Origin of the sequence: Staphylococcus kloosii (assembly GCF_032139365.1) — a bacterium.
Lineage (GTDB): Bacteria > Bacillota > Bacilli > Staphylococcales > Staphylococcaceae > Staphylococcus > Staphylococcus kloosii_A.
Genome location: NZ_JAVTDB010000076.1, coordinates 61,647 through 80,098, shown reverse-complemented (window position 1 = coordinate 80,098; position 18,452 = coordinate 61,647). Strand labels below are relative to the sequence as shown.

Annotated in this window: 18 protein-coding genes; 7 read left to right on the top strand and 11 right to left on the bottom strand. The window is 33.4% G+C overall.

Annotated elements, in window-relative coordinates; translation table 11 throughout:
* Positions 1 to 8: 8 nt before the first annotated feature.
* From RPL90_RS10530 to kapB, 9 genes are all read right to left on the bottom strand, one after another.
* Positions 9 to 1,154: an FAD/NAD(P)-binding protein gene (locus tag RPL90_RS10530; protein ID WP_313549041.1), complete on the bottom strand. Its 1,146-nt coding sequence runs from the start codon at positions 1,152 to 1,154 to the stop codon at positions 9 to 11.
* 124 nt (positions 1,155 to 1,278) lie between these two features.
* Positions 1,279 to 1,635 (bottom strand): Na+/H+ antiporter subunit G1, encoded by a 357-nt coding sequence (locus RPL90_RS10525; RefSeq protein ID WP_313549036.1) that lies wholly within the window; start codon positions 1,633 to 1,635, stop codon positions 1,279 to 1,281.
* Positions 1,613 to 1,906, bottom strand: a complete 294-nt coding sequence (locus RPL90_RS10520; RefSeq protein ID WP_313549032.1) for a Na(+)/H(+) antiporter subunit F1 — start codon at positions 1,904 to 1,906, stop codon at positions 1,613 to 1,615. The genes RPL90_RS10525 and RPL90_RS10520 overlap by 23 nt, the downstream gene beginning before the upstream one ends.
* Entirely contained in the window at positions 1,903 to 2,385 is a 483-nt protein-coding gene (locus RPL90_RS10515) for a Na+/H+ antiporter subunit E (protein ID WP_313549027.1), read from the bottom strand. The genes RPL90_RS10520 and RPL90_RS10515 overlap by 4 nt, the downstream gene beginning before the upstream one ends.
* A gap of 1 nt (position 2,386) precedes the next feature.
* Positions 2,387 to 3,883 (bottom strand): Na+/H+ antiporter subunit D, encoded by a 1,497-nt coding sequence (locus RPL90_RS10510; RefSeq protein WP_313549021.1) that lies wholly within the window; start codon positions 3,881 to 3,883, stop codon positions 2,387 to 2,389.
* Positions 3,870 to 4,217: a Na+/H+ antiporter Mnh1 subunit C gene (gene mnhC1, locus RPL90_RS10505; RefSeq protein WP_103294906.1), complete on the bottom strand. Its 348-nt coding sequence runs from the start codon at positions 4,215 to 4,217 to the stop codon at positions 3,870 to 3,872. The genes RPL90_RS10510 and mnhC1 overlap by 14 nt, the downstream gene beginning before the upstream one ends.
* Positions 4,217 to 4,645 (bottom strand): Na(+)/H(+) antiporter subunit B, encoded by a 429-nt coding sequence (locus tag RPL90_RS10500; RefSeq protein ID WP_061855137.1) that lies wholly within the window; start codon positions 4,643 to 4,645, stop codon positions 4,217 to 4,219. Before RPL90_RS10500 ends, mnhC1 begins: the two co-directional genes overlap by 1 nt.
* Positions 4,626 to 7,043 (bottom strand): Na+/H+ antiporter subunit A, encoded by a 2,418-nt coding sequence (locus tag RPL90_RS10495; RefSeq protein WP_313549013.1) that lies wholly within the window; start codon positions 7,041 to 7,043, stop codon positions 4,626 to 4,628. The genes RPL90_RS10500 and RPL90_RS10495 overlap by 20 nt, the downstream gene beginning before the upstream one ends.
* Positions 7,044 to 7,169: 126 nt before the next feature.
* Positions 7,170 to 7,550 (bottom strand): sporulation phosphorelay system protein KapB, encoded by a 381-nt coding sequence (gene kapB / locus RPL90_RS10490; RefSeq protein WP_313549010.1) that lies wholly within the window; start codon positions 7,548 to 7,550, stop codon positions 7,170 to 7,172.
* 66 nt (positions 7,551 to 7,616) lie between these two features.
* Between kapB and RPL90_RS10485 the strand changes: the two genes are divergently transcribed.
* From RPL90_RS10485 to RPL90_RS10465, 5 genes are all read left to right on the top strand, one after another.
* Positions 7,617 to 8,213, top strand: coding sequence for a peptidylprolyl isomerase (locus RPL90_RS10485; RefSeq protein WP_313549007.1), 597 nt, complete (start codon positions 7,617 to 7,619; stop codon positions 8,211 to 8,213).
* 213 nt (positions 8,214 to 8,426) lie between these two features.
* Positions 8,427 to 8,807 carry a S1 domain-containing post-transcriptional regulator Ygs gene (gene ygs, locus RPL90_RS10480; RefSeq protein WP_313549002.1) on the top strand — a complete coding sequence of 127 codons (381 nt, stop codon included), beginning with the start codon at positions 8,427 to 8,429 and terminating at the stop codon, positions 8,805 to 8,807.
* A 176-nt stretch (positions 8,808 to 8,983) separates the two neighbouring features.
* On the top strand, positions 8,984 to 10,117 hold the full coding sequence (locus RPL90_RS10475) for an NADH-dependent flavin oxidoreductase (RefSeq protein ID WP_313548998.1): 1,134 nt from the start codon (positions 8,984 to 8,986) through the stop codon (positions 10,115 to 10,117).
* Positions 10,118 to 10,627: 510 nt separating this feature from the next.
* Positions 10,628 to 11,818: an ornithine--oxo-acid transaminase gene (locus tag RPL90_RS10470; protein WP_313548993.1), complete on the top strand. Its 1,191-nt coding sequence runs from the start codon at positions 10,628 to 10,630 to the stop codon at positions 11,816 to 11,818.
* A 111-nt stretch (positions 11,819 to 11,929) separates the two neighbouring features.
* A complete protein-coding gene (locus RPL90_RS10465) occupies positions 11,930 to 13,174 on the top strand; it encodes a Glu/Leu/Phe/Val family dehydrogenase (RefSeq protein WP_313548987.1) in 1,245 nt (414 codons plus the stop codon).
* Between the two features lie 235 nt (positions 13,175 to 13,409).
* Here the strand turns inward: RPL90_RS10465 and argH are convergent, their stop codons facing one another.
* Together argH and RPL90_RS10455 are read right to left on the bottom strand one after the other, a co-directional pair.
* Complete coding sequence (argH, locus tag RPL90_RS10460; RefSeq protein ID WP_313548982.1) at positions 13,410 to 14,786, bottom strand: argininosuccinate lyase; 1,377 nt, start codon at positions 14,784 to 14,786, stop codon at positions 13,410 to 13,412.
* On the bottom strand, positions 14,779 to 15,981 hold the full coding sequence (locus RPL90_RS10455; RefSeq protein ID WP_313548976.1) for an argininosuccinate synthase: 1,203 nt from the start codon (positions 15,979 to 15,981) through the stop codon (positions 14,779 to 14,781). Before RPL90_RS10455 ends, argH begins: the two co-directional genes overlap by 8 nt.
* A gap of 336 nt (positions 15,982 to 16,317) precedes the next feature.
* Here RPL90_RS10455 and RPL90_RS10450 point away from each other — a divergent pair, with 336 nt between their 5' ends.
* Both RPL90_RS10450 and RPL90_RS10445 read left to right on the top strand, forming a co-directional pair.
* Positions 16,318 to 17,649, top strand: a complete 1,332-nt coding sequence (locus RPL90_RS10450; protein WP_313548970.1) for a glucose-6-phosphate isomerase — start codon at positions 16,318 to 16,320, stop codon at positions 17,647 to 17,649.
* 227 nt (positions 17,650 to 17,876) lie between these two features.
* Positions 17,877 to 18,452 (top strand): TVP38/TMEM64 family protein, encoded by a 576-nt coding sequence (locus RPL90_RS10445; protein ID WP_313548964.1) that lies wholly within the window; start codon positions 17,877 to 17,879, stop codon positions 18,450 to 18,452.

Here is an 18,452-nt window from a genome sequence, read left to right as displayed (position 1 = left end):
AGGAATTTTTAACTCGCGTATACACTTCTATGATATACCGTTGCTATGCGTTTAGCAGCTTCTCGACCGCCGGCAATATTACGTGCGAAAGGTCCTAATTTTAAATCAGCTAATGCACCACTAACATGCAAGTTTGGTAGCCAAGCTAGGTCATCTGTTAATTGTGGTAAACCACATTTAGCCATTGGTGCATGATAGTTTAAAATTAACTTTTTAATAAGTGGTAGTTGATATATGCTGTTACTAAATCCTGTGGCTAATATGATATGATCATAAAATATTTTGTTAGCGTCTGTAATGATGTGATGTTGCTTCACATCATTTATTTTATCTTGATGAATAATCAATCGACCTTGTTCTTGATAATGTTTTAATTTTAAATACAATTCCCTTGGCATAGACCCTTTGTGACGTTCTTTGTTAAGTAGTAATAAACGTTGATGAGAATCAGTAATGGATTCAAAGTAAGTCATTTTTTTAGGGCCTAACCAACCTGGATCTGCGTCAAAATCATGAATCGAGAGCGTTTTATTTAGCCATAAATGAACGATACGCTCATCTTGTTTTAGTAGTTTATTTACTATATGAGCGGCGGAAATACCGCTCCCAACAACATGAGAACTTCCTTCGAAATTAATATGATTATCATCGAATATATGTTGAATGTCAGGTTGTTGCTGAAATATTGATGGTATATTTTTATCATGATAACTACCAAATGCAATGATGACATTGTTAGTAGTTATTTTCGTATTATTATCTAGTAATATTGACCATTGGTTATCAATACGTGAAATATCAGTTGCAGAGGCTGATATATGACAATGATTTAAATTAAATTGATGTATGAGCATATGTATATGGTCCATAAACATCTCTGTTTGAGGTCGTTGATATTTTCCTAAGGTACAGTTGGTATACTGATTAATTTTAGCAAATTGTTTTAAATGAAAAGGATCTGGATGTACATGGTGTACACATGGTGAACGTAAGAAGGGCATATTAATTTTACTTGTTCGTTCGGCAAATTGTTCACATAAATTATTATGTGGGTCAATAATCGTTAACTGATGTTGTGCTAGCCCCATAGATCTTAATTTGAGGGCGATAGTAACAGCGTGAATGCCACCACCAATAATAGTCCATTGTTGCATAAATACACTCCTTGTTTAAATAGGAATAATTACGATTTATAATAATGGATAATATAAAAAAAAGCAATAAAAAACGTCCAAATTAACTTAGTAAGGGTACCAAGTAATTTAGACGTTTAAATATTTATATTTTTTTATCTTTCAAAGTTTCTGGAATATCATCTTGTTTGAGTCGTTTAGATGATGGTGTTTCTAAATTATATGCAGCTTTAATAATTAAATGACTGGCTAGTGGACCTGTAATTAATATGAATAAGATACCTATTATTAACTGCATATTTGCATAGCCTTCTTTACCGATAAAGAATAAAAACACACCGGCTAATAGGAAGATAGAACCTAACGTTGCTGCCTTACCTGCTGCATGAGCTCGGGAGTATACATCTTCTAAACGTAATATACCTATGGCTGCTAGGGCACTAATTAATGCGCCTAAGATAACGAATATAAGGGAAATACTAATGATTATTGTCGTTATCATGTTCAATCACCTTACCTTTATCCATATATTTGGCGAATACCGCTGTGCCTAAAAAGGCGATAATACCTATTAATAAAATAGCTACTATCATATAAGTTGTACCTAAAAAAATACTAAATAATGCGATGATAGCCATTAATTGAATGCCCATGGCATCTAACGCGACAACTCTATCGGCAAGAGAAGGGCCTTTAATTACACGAATTAGCATTGCTAACATCGATAACGACACGATGATAAGTGCGATAATTATAATAATTGAATAATTCATGTTGTTTCGCCTACCTCTCTTACCACTTTTTCAAGTGATGATTTTATGCCTTCGGTTTCTTCTTCTGTTGTACTGAAATCAATACAGTGGACGAAAATTTTTGTGCGATCATCACTTATACCTAAGACAATAGTACCTGGAGTTAAAGTGATTAACGTAGATAAGAGTACGATTTGCCAATCTGTTTTTAAATCAGTGTTATAAGTGAAAAATGCGGGCTCATTAGTAATCTTGCGCTTGGTCACAATTTTGATAACATCAAGATTTGCTTTGATAAGTTCTATAAAGAAAACGACGACTAATTTAATGATTTTATATAACGTTACGATGTACAATCTACCAGGGAAAATACTGCGTAAAAGTATTACGAGAATAAGCCCAAATATATAACCTAGAATAAAATTATTTAACGTATAACTGCCTGTTAAGAAGAACCACAGAATGGCTAACATTAAGTTGACTAATATTTGAATGGCCATATTATTTACCTCCTAACACGTGAGATACATATTCACTTGGGTCATAGAAAGTTAATGCTGCATCTTTAATCATTGGTTGTAATACGTCTGCTGATAAACCAAAAATGATTGTGAGTACAATGGTAACAACAGAAATTGTTAATGTACTGCGATATTGTAATTTTGGATTATAGTCATATCCAGAAGATAGACCGAAAAATCCTTTTAAGAAAATACGTACGACTGAATATAATACGACTAAACTTGATAGTAAGACGACAATACCACTTAAATAAAATCCTTTTTGGAAAGTTGCTTCCACAATGTAATATTTACCATAAAAACCACTAAATGGAGGTATGCCTGCCAAACTTAATGCTGCTATAAAGAATGTCCAACCTAAAATAGGATAATGTTTAATTAACCCACTAAAGTGCTTCAAATCATAAGAGCCAGTTATTTTATAAATAACACCAATTAAGAAAAATAGACCCGCTTTAATTAACATGTCGTGAAGCGTATAGTAAATCGCGCCCATCATACCTGCTTGATTCATCATTGCCACACCGACTAATATAACGCCAATAGCAATCATAATATTATATAGGATGATTTTCTTAATATCACTGTAACTAATAGCACCTAAACAACCGAATATTATCGTTAATATAGCTAAGAATAATAATAGGTAGTAGGGTAGTGATGAGGTATCGCGGAAAAATAAACTTATTGTTCTAGCGATAGCGTATACCCCGACTTTCGTTAGTAATGCACCAAAGAAAGCGATAATCGCAGTTGGTGGCGCATAGTAAGCTCCCGGTAACCATATGTACATTGGGAATACGCCAGCTTTAGTAGCGAAAACAAAAATAAACACGACGAATATGATAATTACGACGTTACTGTCTTTTGGTGATAATTGGCTAAGTTTGTCGCTAATATCTGCTAAGTTTAATGTACCAACGACCGAGTAAAGCATACCTACGGCAATAACGAAAAAGGCCGAAGAAGTTACATTAACCAGTACATATTTAATCGTTTCACTTAATTGTATTTGCGTGCCACCAATTACTAATAAAATGTATGAAGATATTAAAAAGACTTCGAAGAATACGAATAAGTTAAAAATATCTCCAGTCATAAACGCGCCGTTAACACCAGTAATCATAAACATAATTGCGAAGTAATAATAAAATCTTTCCCGTTCGATACCAACTGTTTTATATGAATATAAGATGATTAATGCGGTGATGATTAAACTTGTAACAATAAGTAAACCACTGAATAAATCTAAAACAAAGACAATACTATAAGGTGCCTTCCAAGAACCGAGTTCAAGTTTGATTGGACCATCTTTATAGACGTGGTATAAATTTATTAAACTAAAGCACAAGGTAATTAACGTGCCACCTAAGGCAATGTAACGTTTGATCATGGGGCGTTTGCCAAGAAAAATTAACAATATACTTGTCAACAATGGGATTACCAATGCTGACATAAGTAAGTTACTCGCTATCACTTTCAAGCACTCCTCTCATCTGTTCGACGTTATCTGTGCCCAGTTCTTTATAACTTCTAAATGCAAGCACTAAAAAGAATGCTGTTACAGAAAATGAAATTACTATTGCTGTTAAGATGAGGGCTTGTGGGATAGGATCAACATATTGAGTGATGCCCTTTTCATAAATTGGAACGCCACCTTGTTTTAAGCCGCCCATAGTGATTAAAAATAAATTTGCCGTATGCGTTTGTAGCGTTGTCCCTAAAATGATACGGATTAAACTTTTAGAGAGAATGAGGTAGACGCTCATTGCAGTGAGAAAGCCACAAACAAATATCATCAATATTTCCATTATTCATTCTCCCCAATCGATAATATAATAGTCATAACTGTGCCAATTACTGCAAACATAACACCTAAATCAAAAAACGTAGCTGTATGTAAATGCATTGGCTTTAAAATGATAAGTGGTATTTCAAATGGTTTATGAGTAAAGAAGTTTTTATCATAAAACCAACTTGCCATAGGTGTAGCTACACAAAATAACAAACCAATGCCAATTAAAATTTTAAAATCCCAAGGAAAGATTTTGCGCATTGTTTTAATATCAAATGCGACTGCAATGATAACCAGTGCACTTGAAAGTAGTAAGCCACCTACGAAGCCACCACCCGGCGTATAATGTCCTGCTAAAAACAGTGAAAGTCCGAACATGACGATTAAAAAGAAGATAACAATAGCTGAATATTGAAAAATTAAATTATTTTTCTGTCTGTTCATTATTATTACCTCCTTTAATACTTGTATTTTTCTTAGAACGTAATTTAATCATTGTATACACACCTAAGCCTGCTATACCTAAAACAGAAGATTCGAACAAAGTATCGGTACCACGGAAGTCGACAAGTATGACGTTTACCATGTTTTTACCATGAGCTAAATCATGAACGTGTGCTTTATAATAATTAGCGATAGATGCAAAATGTCTATTTCCATAAGCAATTAAACCGATAATAGTGACTACTAAACCTGCGCCAATTGATATTAAGACATTGACTGTTTTGAAGCTTTTAGATTCGTTATAACGATTTAAGTTTGGTAAATGATAGAAACATAATAAGAACAATGCTGTTGAAATAGTTTCTACTACGAATTGCGTTAACGCTAAATCTGGCGCACCAAAATAAATAAAGAATACCGCTACAGCATATCCAATAGCACTAGCCATTAAAATACTAAAGAGTCTGGAATGTGCTAAGACCATCATCGTTGCAGCTACACAAATTAATATAACGATAACGACTTCAAATCCTCTAATATTGCTGACATCTTTAAAATTAATAGAAACAGGTGAAACAAATAACACAATAGCTGACATTATAATTAAAGTTAGAAAAATAATAACTAAGTTATTACGTGTAAATCCTGTAACATAAGTATCTGTAAATTTACTAGAGTATGATTGAACAGATTGACCACTATTGTTGTACCAGTAGTTGATTGTTAATTTATCAGGTTGTGCTTGTAGTAAACGCACCCAATAACTAAATGTCAAAATAAGTATAATTCCCAACACATATATTAAGAGTGTAGAGAAAAATGCTGGTGTGAAGCCATGGAAAAAATGAAATTCTGCTGGTTCACTTACAGATTTACTAATTGAATTGACTGCAGGATCTATGATTGAACCCGTAATCAAATTAGGGAAAAAGCCAAATACGACAACTAATAAAGCCAAGATAGTAGGAGATATTAGCATTAATAGTGATGATTCGTGTGCTTTTTTCGGTAATTTATCTTCGTGATAACTACCTAAGAAAATTTGACCGATAAATCTTACAGAATACACAAATGTGAAAATACTACCGATAATAGCGACGATGGGTAATAATAGACCAATAGAATTTAAGTTATATAAATTAACATGTGTGATTTCAATAACACTTTCTAAAAAAGATTCTTTAGATAAGAAGCCGTTGAACGGTGGCACACCTGCCATACTTAAAGCTGTAACTAAAGTCAGTGTGAATGAAATAGGCATGATAGTCACGAGGCCACCAAGTTTTTTTACATCACGTGTACCTGTGCTATGGTCTACAGCACCAGTAATCATAAAGAGTGCGCCTTTAAATGTAGCATGGTTGATTAAATGGAATATAGCTGCAGTAAATGCCGCGCTATAAATTTGACTATCAGAACCCTCAAAATGATAACTAACAGCTCCGATACCTAACATTGCCATTATCATGCCAAGCTGCGACACTGTTGAAAAGGCGAGAATACCTTTTAAATCTTGTTGCTTTGTGGCATTTAAAGAAGCCCAGAAAAGTGTCACAAGTCCTATCATCGTCACTGCCCAAATCCAACCTTGAGAAACTGCGAAAATCGGGGTCATACGTGCGACTAAGTATAAACCAGCCTTAACCATAGTTGCTGAATGCAGATAAGCACTTACAGGTGTTGGCGCTTCCATGGCATCTGGTAACCATACGTAGAATGGGAATTGTGCAGATTTTGTCATAGCACCAATTAATACAAGTACCATTGATAAAATAAAATACGGACTAGTTTGAATATTGTCTGCATTGGCAATCATTTCGTGAATGCTTGTTGTGTGTGTGGCTATTGATAATAAAATCAAACCACCTAACAAACATAGCCCGCCTAAGACTGTAATGAGCATTGATTTTTGTGCACCGTATATAGACGCTGAATTATCACGCCAAAATGAGATAAGTAAAAAGCTAGAAAAAGACGTTAATTCCCAAAATAAATATAGAACGATGATATTATCAGATAAGACCACGCCTAACATTGCACCCATGAATAATAATAGATAACAGTAAAAATTCCCTAATTGTTCTTTTCGACTTAAATAACTGATTGAATAAAGCACGACTAACGTACCAATTCCAGTAATAAGCAAACTAAATAATAAACTTAAACCATCTATGTAAAGATCATAGTTCATACCGAACTTTGGCATCCAGTTTGCTTCTAGTAAAACGGTATCACCCGACATTGTTGTGCTTATGTATGAGATAAAATAAATAAATAAGACTAATGGTATTGGTAATACGAACCAGCCTAAATGAATCCGTTTATGAAGTCGATACACAAAAGGAATAATGAGGGCAAATATTAACGGTAACAATACCGCTATATGCAACAAGCTCATTAAATATGCCTCCCTTAAAAAAGTATATAACAACATTATACATGATTAATACTATTCTGAAAAACGTCAATCGCTTATATATAAAGGATTTCAGTGTACTATTAAATAAGAAGAAAGTAAGTGTTTTTATTTAAATTTTTCTTTATATTGAATAGAATAATCTTCTTTTAAATTTTGTAAATTTTCTAATGAACGTCGTGCGTATTCATCTTGCTTGTGTTGTAGGCGTTCTTCTAATTTACTAATTGCAAGTTGCAATGATTCGACATAAGGAAGCGGTTCTTCGTTAAATTCTTTCAATTGAGATTGAGAAGTATAACGCTTTTCGAATTGACTTAAAGCTTTACGTTCATGAAAAAATACATTTTTTGTTGCTTTAGGATTATGTAAATCACCTTGTTTAGGGTGTTTAATGACTTGTTCGATTTGTACTAATATTTGATTGTTTTGTTCTTCTACGATACTAACGCCGTAAACGCCAGTTTTATGTGCAAAACGGTATAACATATTCAATACTTCCTTTCATTTATGTTAGAATACTATTATCATATTAACATGAAATGGAGAATTAAAATGACAAACTACCCTCAATTAGATAACGCAGTAAAAGACAATGAAATTAAATTAGTGATGCATACAAATAAAGGTGATATGACATTCAAATTATTACCTGATGTAGCACCTAAAACTGTAGAAAACTTTGTTACGCACGCTAAAAATGGTTACTACGATGGCATTACTTTCCACCGTGTAATTAATGACTTTATGGTACAAGGTGGAGACCCTACAGCTACTGGTATGGGTGGCGAAAGTATTTATGGTAAACCATTTGAAGATGAATTTTCTCTAGAAGCTTTCAATATTTATGGTGCGTTATCAATGGCGAATTCGGGACCAAACACAAATGGGTCACAATTTTTCATCGTTCAAATGAATGAAGTGCCAGAATCAATGTTAAGTCAATTAGCAGATGGTGGTTGGCCACAACCAATTGTCGATAGATATGCAGAAAAAGGCGGTACACCTTGGTTAGATCAAAAACATACAGTTTTTGGCCAATTAATAGAAGGTGAAACTACGTTAGAAGATATTGCGCGCACTAAAGTAGGACCTCAAGACAAACCATTACATGATATTACTATCGATTCAATTGATGTTTTAGATAAATAAAAATAAAGTTCAAACATTTTAAAGTTATAAATATAATGCGTTTCATATTATAAGTAGCCGGAAACATTTAGTTTTCGGCTTTTTTATAGCATGATTTTATAAACAGTACTATTTTTTACCAAATGAAGTAATTTTTTCACTAAACATTAGTCCCTTATTATTATTTATGCTATTATTAGATTGTTAAGTATAACGATATAAGGGGTTATCAAGGTGGATCATCATTATAAAATTGGTCAACACATTAAAGTACGTGTGACTGGTATTCAACCGTATGGCGCATTTGTTGAAACCCCTGATAATATTGAAGGCTTGATCCATATATCTGAAATCATGGATGATTATGTGCATAATTTGAAAAAATTCTTATCGGAAGGGCAAATTGTTAGAGCTAAAGTTATTTCTATAGATAATGAAGGTAAATTGAATTTGTCTTTAAAAGATAATGATTATTTCAAAAATTATGAGCGTAAAAAAGAAAAGCAATCAGTATTGGATGAAATCAAAGAAACTGAAAAATATGGGTTTCAAACAATTAAAGAACGCTTACCGGTTTGGATAAAACAGTCGAAAGACGATATGAAACAAGATTAAGAGTCTTGGGAGACTAACACTTTAATAAGAAGTGTTAGTTTTTTTACTTTCTAATATGTATGCGCAAGCATATAATTTCACCTCAATTATTTTTTCAGTTATTATGAATAAGCAGTTAACTAGTATCGTTAATATTGGCGTGCTATAGTAATGGAATCATTAAGGAGGAAAATAATATGAATGAAAGATTTACCCCTTTATTTGAAAGTGTAACTTTGCCTAATAAAGTAGTTTTGAAAAATAAATTTGTCTTAGCGCCTTTAACACACATATCATCAAACGATGACGGTACGGCATCAGAAGACGAAATTAATTACATGGAACAACGTTCACAAGATGTTGGTTTAGCTATTTCAGCAGCAAGTAATGTGACTGATTTAGGTAAGGCATTCCCTGGCCAACCTTCAGTAGCACATGATACAGATTTAGAAGGTTTGAAAAAATTAGCACACGTAATGAAAAAAAATGGTGCTAAAGCAGTTGTTCAAATTCACCATGGTGGAGCGCAGGCATTACCAAACTTAACACCTGGTGGAGATGTAGCTGCGCCTACACCAATTTCACTTAAAAGTTTTGGCCAACAAGAAGAACATGATGCGCGTGAAATAACTGAAGATGAAATTCATGAAACAATTAAAGCATTTGGTGAAGCAACAAGAAGAGTAGCTCAAGCAGGATTCGATGGCGTGGAAATACATGGTGCCAATCACTATCTTATTCATCAATTCGTATCACCATATTACAATAGAAGAACTGACGAGTGGGGAACAGATAAATTAAAATTCCCAACTGCAGTGGTAGATGAAGTGTTAAAAGCTAAAGAACAATATGCTGACGATTCATTTATCGTTGGTTATAGATTTTCACCTGAAGAAGCAGAATCACCAGGCATCAGTATGGAAATTACTGAATCATTAGTTAAAACACTTATAGAAAAACCTTTAGATTATTTACATGTATCTTTAATGGATGTTCATTCTAAGACGCGCGATGGTAAATATGCTGGTGAAGAAAGAGTTAAGTTATTACATCAATGGATAGACGGACGTATGCCATTAATAGGTATTGGTTCTATTTTCACAGCAGAACAAGCATTAGAAGCTATCCAATCAGGTAATGTTGACTTAATTGCTTTAGGTAGAGAAATTTTATTAGACTATCAATTTGTTGGTAAAATTGAAAATGGTAAAGAAGATGACATCGTGTCATACTTCGATCCAGAAAGAACTGATAAACATGAATTACCTCCAAAATTATGGGACCAATTTAATATAGGATTTTATCCTTTACCAAGAAAAGATGAACAATAAATCGCAAGTTTGATTTGAAATATAAGCCTAAATTAAAACAACTTATTTCACTGATGTATTCAGAATGAAATAAGTTGTTTTTTTATTTTGGTCAACAGCGCAACTAAATTAATTAGCTTCATGCAAAGATTATTAGTTATTATCGATGTTACTATTTTTCTATTCATAGTTACCTTGTAAGTTTATGTGGTCTTTAATCGAACAAAATTGATTGGATTTTAAAATATAGGGAGTGTTATATAGAACAAAATAGGTTGAAATAATGATAATTTTATAATCATTACTTTTGAATAAAAATAAGGTTTGTCTGTGTCAAAATAAATTTCTTATAGATAAATATACAAATTATTATATCGTTTATTCAAAGTTACTTTCATTACATTGAAACACTATCATTAAAGGTTAAGATTTACTTAGGAAAATAGTTTCAGTTATCCACTAAATACGTTATGCTAAGGATATGATTGATTGTGGCTTTATAGCCCATAATAACTTTAAAGGGGAGATATCATGACAAGATCAGAAGAAATCATCGAGGTTACAAATCATTATGGGGCGCATAACTATGTTCCATTACCAATTGTTATCTCGGAAGCTGAAGGGGTATGGGTAAAAGATCCTGAAGGAAATAAATATATGGATATGCTAGCTGCATATTCAGCTGTTAACCAAGGACATCGACACCCTAAAGTAGTTCAAGCGTTGAAAGATCAAGCTGATAAAGTAACGCTTGTATCTAGAGCTTTCCATAGCGACAACTTAGGTGCATGGTATGAAAAAATATGTAAACTTGCAGGAAAAGAAAAAGCACTACCAATGAACACTGGTGCTGAAGCGGTTGAAACTGCACTTAAAGCTGCAAGACGTTGGGCTTATGAAGTAAAAAATATTGAACCAGATAAAGCAGAAATTGTGGCATTCAATGGCAACTTTCATGGCCGTACTATGGCACCAGTTTCTTTATCATCTGAAGCAGAATATCAACGTGGCTATGGTCCTTTATTAGAAGGTTTCCGTAAAGTTGATTTTGGTGATATTGAAGCATTAAAATCTGCTATTAATGAAAATACAGCTGCTGTCCTTATCGAACCAATCCAAGGTGAAGCAGGCATTAATGTACCTCCAGAAGGTTATTTAAAAGAAATTAGAGAATTATGTGATAAACATAATATTTTATTTATTGCCGATGAAATCCAAGCAGGTTTAGGTCGTTCAGGTAAATTATTTGCGACTGACTGGGATGACGTTAAAGCAGATGTTTATATTTTAGGTAAAGCATTAGGTGGCGGTGTACTACCAATTTCAGTTGTATTAGCTGACGAAGAAGTATTAGGCGTATTCACGCCTGGCTCTCACGGTTCTACATTTGGTGGTAATCCATTAGCTTGTGCTGCTTCCATTGCTGCACTAGACGTTATTATAGATGAAGATTTACCTGGCCGTTCATTAGAATTGGGTAACTATTTCAAAGAAGCGTTACAAAAGATTGATCATCCTGCTATTAAAGAAGTAAGAGGTCGTGGTTTATTCATAGGAATTGAATTGAACGAAAACGCTAGACCTTATTGTGAAGCTTTAAAAGAGCAAGGAATTCTATGTAAAGAAACGCACGATACGGTTATTCGCTTTGCACCACCTTTAGTTATTACTAAGGAAGAAATTGACTACGCATTAGACAAAGTAAAAGCAGTTTTTAAATAGCATAAAAGTTCATCAAACTAGTATAGTAATTACACTTTAAAAAGCTAAAAGTTATGTTACAATTACTATGAAAGCGAAATCATTAGTTACGAAAAAGAGGCGAAATGAATCATGACTGAGAATAATAATTTGGTTACTTCTACACAAGATATTATTAAGGAAGCTTTGCACAAATTGGGTTTTGATGATGGAATGTACGACTTAATCAAAGAACCATTAAGATTTTTACAAGTAAGAATACCAGTAAGAATGGATGATGGGACTGTTAAAACTTTTACTGGTTACCGTGCACAGCATAACGATGCTGTAGGACCAACTAAAGGTGGAGTTAGATTCCACCCAGATGTTGATGAAGAAGAAGTAAAAGCATTATCAATGTGGATGTCACTAAAATGTGGAATTGTTAACTTACCATATGGTGGCGGTAAAGGCGGCATCGTCTGCGACCCACGTCAAATGAGTATTCATGAGGTTGAACGTTTATCTCGTGGATATGTTAGAGCGATTTCTCAATTTGTAGGGCCTACTAAAGATATTCCGGCACCGGATGTTTTTACAAATTCTCAAATTATGGCATGGATGATGGATGAATATAGTTCTCTAGATAAATTTAACTCACCAGGATTTATTACAGGTAAACCAATTGTATTAGGTGGTTCACAAGGACGTGACCGTTCTACTGCATTAGGTGTAGTTATTGCTATTGAACAAGCGGCTAAAAGAAGAAATAAACAAATCGAAGGTGCTCGTGTAGTTATTCAAGGTTTTGGTAACGCGGGTAGCTTTTTAGCTAAATTCTTATATGATATGGGTGCTAAAATTGTAGGTATTTCAGATGCTTATGGTGCATTACATGATCCTGAAGGTTTAGATATTGATTATTTATTAGACCGCAGAGACAGTTTCGGTACTGTTACTAATCTATTTGAAGAAACGATTTCAAACAAAGAATTATTTGAAATTGATTGTGATGTTTTAGTTCCTGCAGCGATTGCAAACCAAATTACTGCTGATAATGCACATGACATTAAAGCAGACGTAGTAGTAGAAGCTGCGAACGGTCCTACAACGCCAGAAGGTACTAGAATATTAACTGAACGTGGCATATTACTTGTACCAGACGTACTAGCAAGTGCTGGTGGCGTTACAGTTTCTTATTTCGAATGGGTTCAAAATAACCAAGGTTATTACTGGACAGAAGAAGAAGTTAACGAAAAATTACGTGAAAAATTAATCACAGCATTTGATACAATTTATGAATTAGCTCAAAATCGTAAAATTGATATGCGCTTAGCTGCATACATTGTAGGTATTAAACGGACTGCAGAAGCAGCACGTTACCGTGGTTGGGCATAATATTTAAACGACATGCAAGTATTGATAATAGTTCAATACTTGCATGTTTTGTATAACAAACATGCAAAAATGAGCCTGAGACTTCATTGTCTTCAGGCTCTACTTTTATATGGGCAGTCGATGACTGAAATAAAAATGCGCTTGTATCAAGCTGCTTTCAACGCTAGTCATCTTTGCTGGGGCGGGACTACAAAACTTCTTATAAAAATAAGATTTTTGTTCCGTTTCCATTTTTTTAATGCAATTGATTTTTAATAATTTTTAATTGTTGCTGTACTGCATCTTGACCAGTAGAACCATAACTGATTCTTCGACTAACGCAATTTTCAGGTTTTAAGAAAGAATATATATCTTCTTCAATCGAAGAGTGGGCTTCTTGGTATTGATCAAGTGGTACATCTAATAAATATTTATTATTTTGTATACACCATAATACAATTTTGCCAACTATTTCATGTGCTGTTCTAAAGGGAACGTCTTTAGTAACTAAATAATCTGCAAGTTCTGTAGCGTTAGAAAAGTCATTGTTTACAGTTTCTTTTAATTGGTCAACGTTAATAGTCATTGAATCAACCATACCTTCAAAAATTCTTAAAGAACCTTTAATGGTATGAACAGCGTCGAACAAACCTTCTTTATCTTCTTGCATATCTTTATTGTACGCAAGTGGTAAGCCCTTTAAAGTCATTAACATACTTGTTAAATGACCTGCAGTTCGACCAACTTTACCTCTGATTAACTCAGCCATATCTGGATTTTTCTTTTGTGGCATAATTGAAGAACCAGTAGAAAATGCATCGGATAAAGTAACGAAATTGGCTTCTGCTGAAGACCAAAAAATAATTTCTTCCGCAAAACGAGATAGGTGGACCATAGTTAAAGAAATATTGTGTAGCGTTTCAACAATGTAATCTCTATCACTAACCGCATCCATACTGTTTTCGTATAAAGCATCAAATCCTAATAACGCTTGTGTCATTTGACGATCAATAGGGTAAGTTGTGCCGCTCAAAGCGGCTGCACCAAGTGGTGATATATCGATTCTTTTCAAACTATCATGAAATCTACCTTTATCTCTTTCCAACATCCAGTAATAAGTTAAAAGATGATGCGCAAACGAAATAGGTTGAGCTCTTTGCAAATGAGTATATCCAGGCATAATAGTATCAACATGCTGTTCTGCAACGTTTACGATGGTTGTTTGAAATGACGTAATTAATTCGATAATCGTTGAGACTTGTTCTTTTGTATATAAGTGCATATCCGTCGCAACTTGATCATTTCTACTACGTCCCGTATGCAATTTTCCTCCAGTATCACCGATACGTTTAATTAATTCATGTTCTATATTTAAGTGAATATCTTCTAACGATACATCAAATTTAATATTGCCTGCTTCATAATCAGTTAATATTTGTTCTAAGCCTGCAACAATATCATCGCTCTCCTTAGGAGCAATGATATTTTGATTGGCTAACATCTTAGCATGAGCAATACTACCTTCAATGTCTTGTTTAATTAAAGTCTTATCAAAGTGAATAGATGCGTTAAATTCATCAACCCAATCTTCAGGCTTTTCTTTGAATCTGCCACCCCAAGCTTTCTCACTCATTGTGATAACCTCCATGAAGCATAGAATTTACTTGTGTTGGTAAACCGTAAATTTCTATGAAACCTACTGCAGACTCTTGATTAAATGCGTCTTCTTTTGTATACGTAGCTAATTTTTCATTGTATAAAGTAAATGGAGACTTTCTACCATTAACGACAGCATTACCTTTATAAAGTTTGATTCTTACTTCACCAGTAACGTGGTCTTGTGTACTATCAATGAATGTTTTTAAGCTATCTGTTAATGGTGAGAACCATAAAGCATTATACACTTGCTCTGACAATTGTTTTTCGATAACTGGTTTAAAGTGAGCAACATCTTTAGTTAAGGTAATTGTTTCTAGCGCTTTATGTGCTTTAACGATAACTTCAGCAGCCGGCGTTTCATAAACTTCTCTCGATTTAATACCTACAAGTCTATTTTCTACGTGGTCGATTCTGCCGATACCATGTTTACCCGCAATTTTATTTAATTTTAAGATTAATTTAGTTAATGAAAGTGTTTCGCCGTTTAAAGCTGTGGGTAACCCTTTTTCAAAAGATAACACTAATTCTTCAGCTTGATCTGGCGTATTTTCTAAAGCGTTCGTTAAATCATAGGCATCTTCTGGTGGTGTTGCATAAGGATCTTCTAATATGCCACATTCATTACTTCTCCCCCATAAGTTTTGATCGATAGAATACGGTGAGTCATGTTGGATAGGTACAGGGATGTTGTGTTTAATTGCATAGTCAATTTCTTCTTCACGACTCCATGCCCATTCTCTCACTGGCGCAAATACTTTTAATTCAGGATTTAGCGCTTTTATAGATACTTCGAAACGAACTTGGTCATTACCTTTACCAGTACAACCATGAGCAATACCAACTGCATCCGTTTTGTCAGCAATTTCTACTAATTTTTTTGAAATTAATGGTCTTGAAAGTGCTGATACTAACGGGTATGCACCTTCATACATTAAATTACCTTTGATTGCATAGGAGACATAATCTTGACTAAATTCTTCTGTAGCATCAATAATGTGGCATTCTACAGCGCCCATATCCAATGCTTTTTGATATACAACGTCTAAATCCTTTCCTTCGCCAACATCTAAGCAACAAGCTACTACATCATAGCCTTTCTCGATTAACCAATGTACTGCTACGCTTGTATCTAAACCGCCTGAATATGCTAAAACTATTTTTTGTTTCATATAAGACACCTCATTTGTAATTTTTATTTTGTAAGTTAATAAAACTAGAATAACAAAAAGTAAATGAAAATTAAACCATTTTTTTACATAAATATACAAATATTTTAATTTTCTGCTGTTTTTCCTTCTAGCATTTGAATGATATATATTTATAGTAATGCTTTTATAGTAGAGTGAGTAAAATGTATATTTTTATGCATATAATATGAAAATGTGATATACATTTAACTAACTCGTTTTTCTTGCTATATAAATATGGGATAGGCTAGTTGTTTGAATACTAATTACAAAGTGAGTAAAATAATATATGAATCCAATATACAGGAGGCAATTTACATGACTCATATACAGTTAGATTATGGTAAAACTTTAGAATTTTTTAACGAACATGAATTAGAACAACAAAAAGATATCGTTAAAGCAATTCATCATACTATTCACGAAGGTACAGGTGCTGGCAATGATTTCTTAGGCTGGATAGATCTTCCTGTTGATTATGATAAAGAAGAATTTTCACGTATTTTAGAAGCGTCTAAACGCGTTAAAGCACATTCAGATGTTTTTGTAGTTATTGGTATCGGTGGTTCTTATTTAGGTGCTCGTGCAGCAATTGAAATGTTGACTTCATCATTTAGAAATAGTGATGAATATCCTGAAATTGTATTTGTAGGTAATCATTTATCTTCTTCTTACACACAAGAATTAATAAATTATTTAGATGGTAAAGATTTCTCAGTAAACGTCATTTCTAAATCAGGTACAACTACAGAACCTGCTGTAGCGTTTAGATTATTTAAACAATTAGTAGAAGACAAATATGGTAAAGATGAAGCGAAAAAACGTATCTTTGCTACAACTGATAAAGAAAAAGGTGCTTTAAAACAATTAGCTACAAACGAAGGCTATGAAACTTTCGTCGTTCCTGATGACGTTGGTGGACGTTACTCAGTATTAACTGCAGTAGGCTTATTACCAATCGCCGTAGCAGGCATCGATATTGAAACGATGATGCAAGGTGCTGCTAAAGCGAGAGAAGAACTTTCTTCTGAGAACTTAGAAGATAATATTGCATATCAATATGCGACAATCCGTAATATTTTATATGCAAAAGGTTATACAACTGAAATGCTTATTAACTATGAACCTTCTATGCAATACTTTAATGAATGGTGGAAGCAATTATTTGGTGAATCTGAAGGGAAAGATTATAAAGGTATATATCCATCAAGTGCTAACTACACTACTGACTTACACTCATTAGGTCAATATGTTCAAGAAGGTAGACGTTTCTTATTCGAAACAGTAGTTAAAGTTAATAATCCAAAACATAATATTACGATTGACGAAGACAAAGATGACTTAGATGGTCTTAACTATTTAGCTGGCAAAACAATCGATGAAGTTAACACTAAAGCCTTCGAAGGTACTTTGTTAGCTCATACAGATGGTGGTGTTCCTAATTTAGTTGTGAATATTCCTAAATTAGACGAAGAAACATTTGGTTATGTTGTTTACTTCTTCGAACTTGCATGTGCGATGAGTGGTTACCAGTTAGGTGTTAATCCATTTAACCAACCTGGTGTTGAAGCATATAAACAAAATATGTTTGCGCTATTAGGTAAACCAGGCTTTGAAGATAAAAAACAAGAATTAGAACAACGTCTATAATTTAACGATTATATTAAACGCAAGATATAGATAAATAAAATAAGAGCGGTGATAGAATCTACACAGTCTAGATGATGTCATCGCTTTTTTATATCGTTTATCAGACATACATACGAAAAGGGACTACTACTGCAGCATGAATTATTTATACATGAAGTGTTAAGTATTTAAAAACGTTACAAAAAAACATATAATATAAATCAATAGTAGGGATGAGGATTGATTGAATGTCGACTGAACAAGTTAATGAATGGTTTGATGCATTTGGAAGTATGGGGTATCTTGTTGGATTTTTATTACCATTTATTGAAGCATTTATACCTATTTTACCGTTGATAGTATTTGTTATAGTAAATGTAAATGCCTATGGTTTTGCAATAGGAATGATACTGGCATGGTTAGGTACAGTGCTTGGTAGCTTTATTATGTTTTTAATCTTTCGGAGATTGTCTAATTCTAAATATATGAAACGACTAAAGCAACGTAAGTCTGCAGAAAGATTAATTAAGTATATTGATGAACATGGCGTTATACCAATATTTATTTTGTTTTGTTTTCCTTTTACACCGAGTGCTTTAGTGAATTTAATCGCTAGCGTTACAAACATTAAATCTGTACATTATTTTTGGGTATTAGCATTATCAAAATTAGTCATGATTAGTCTTGTAGGTTGGTTAGGAAAAGATATAGCTACATTATTTACTAATCCTATACGTATAACGCTTGTCGTGATTGTTGTAATTATTGTTTGGTTTATAGGAAGAAAGTTAGAAAAACACTTTATGCATTCATCAAAGGAGTGA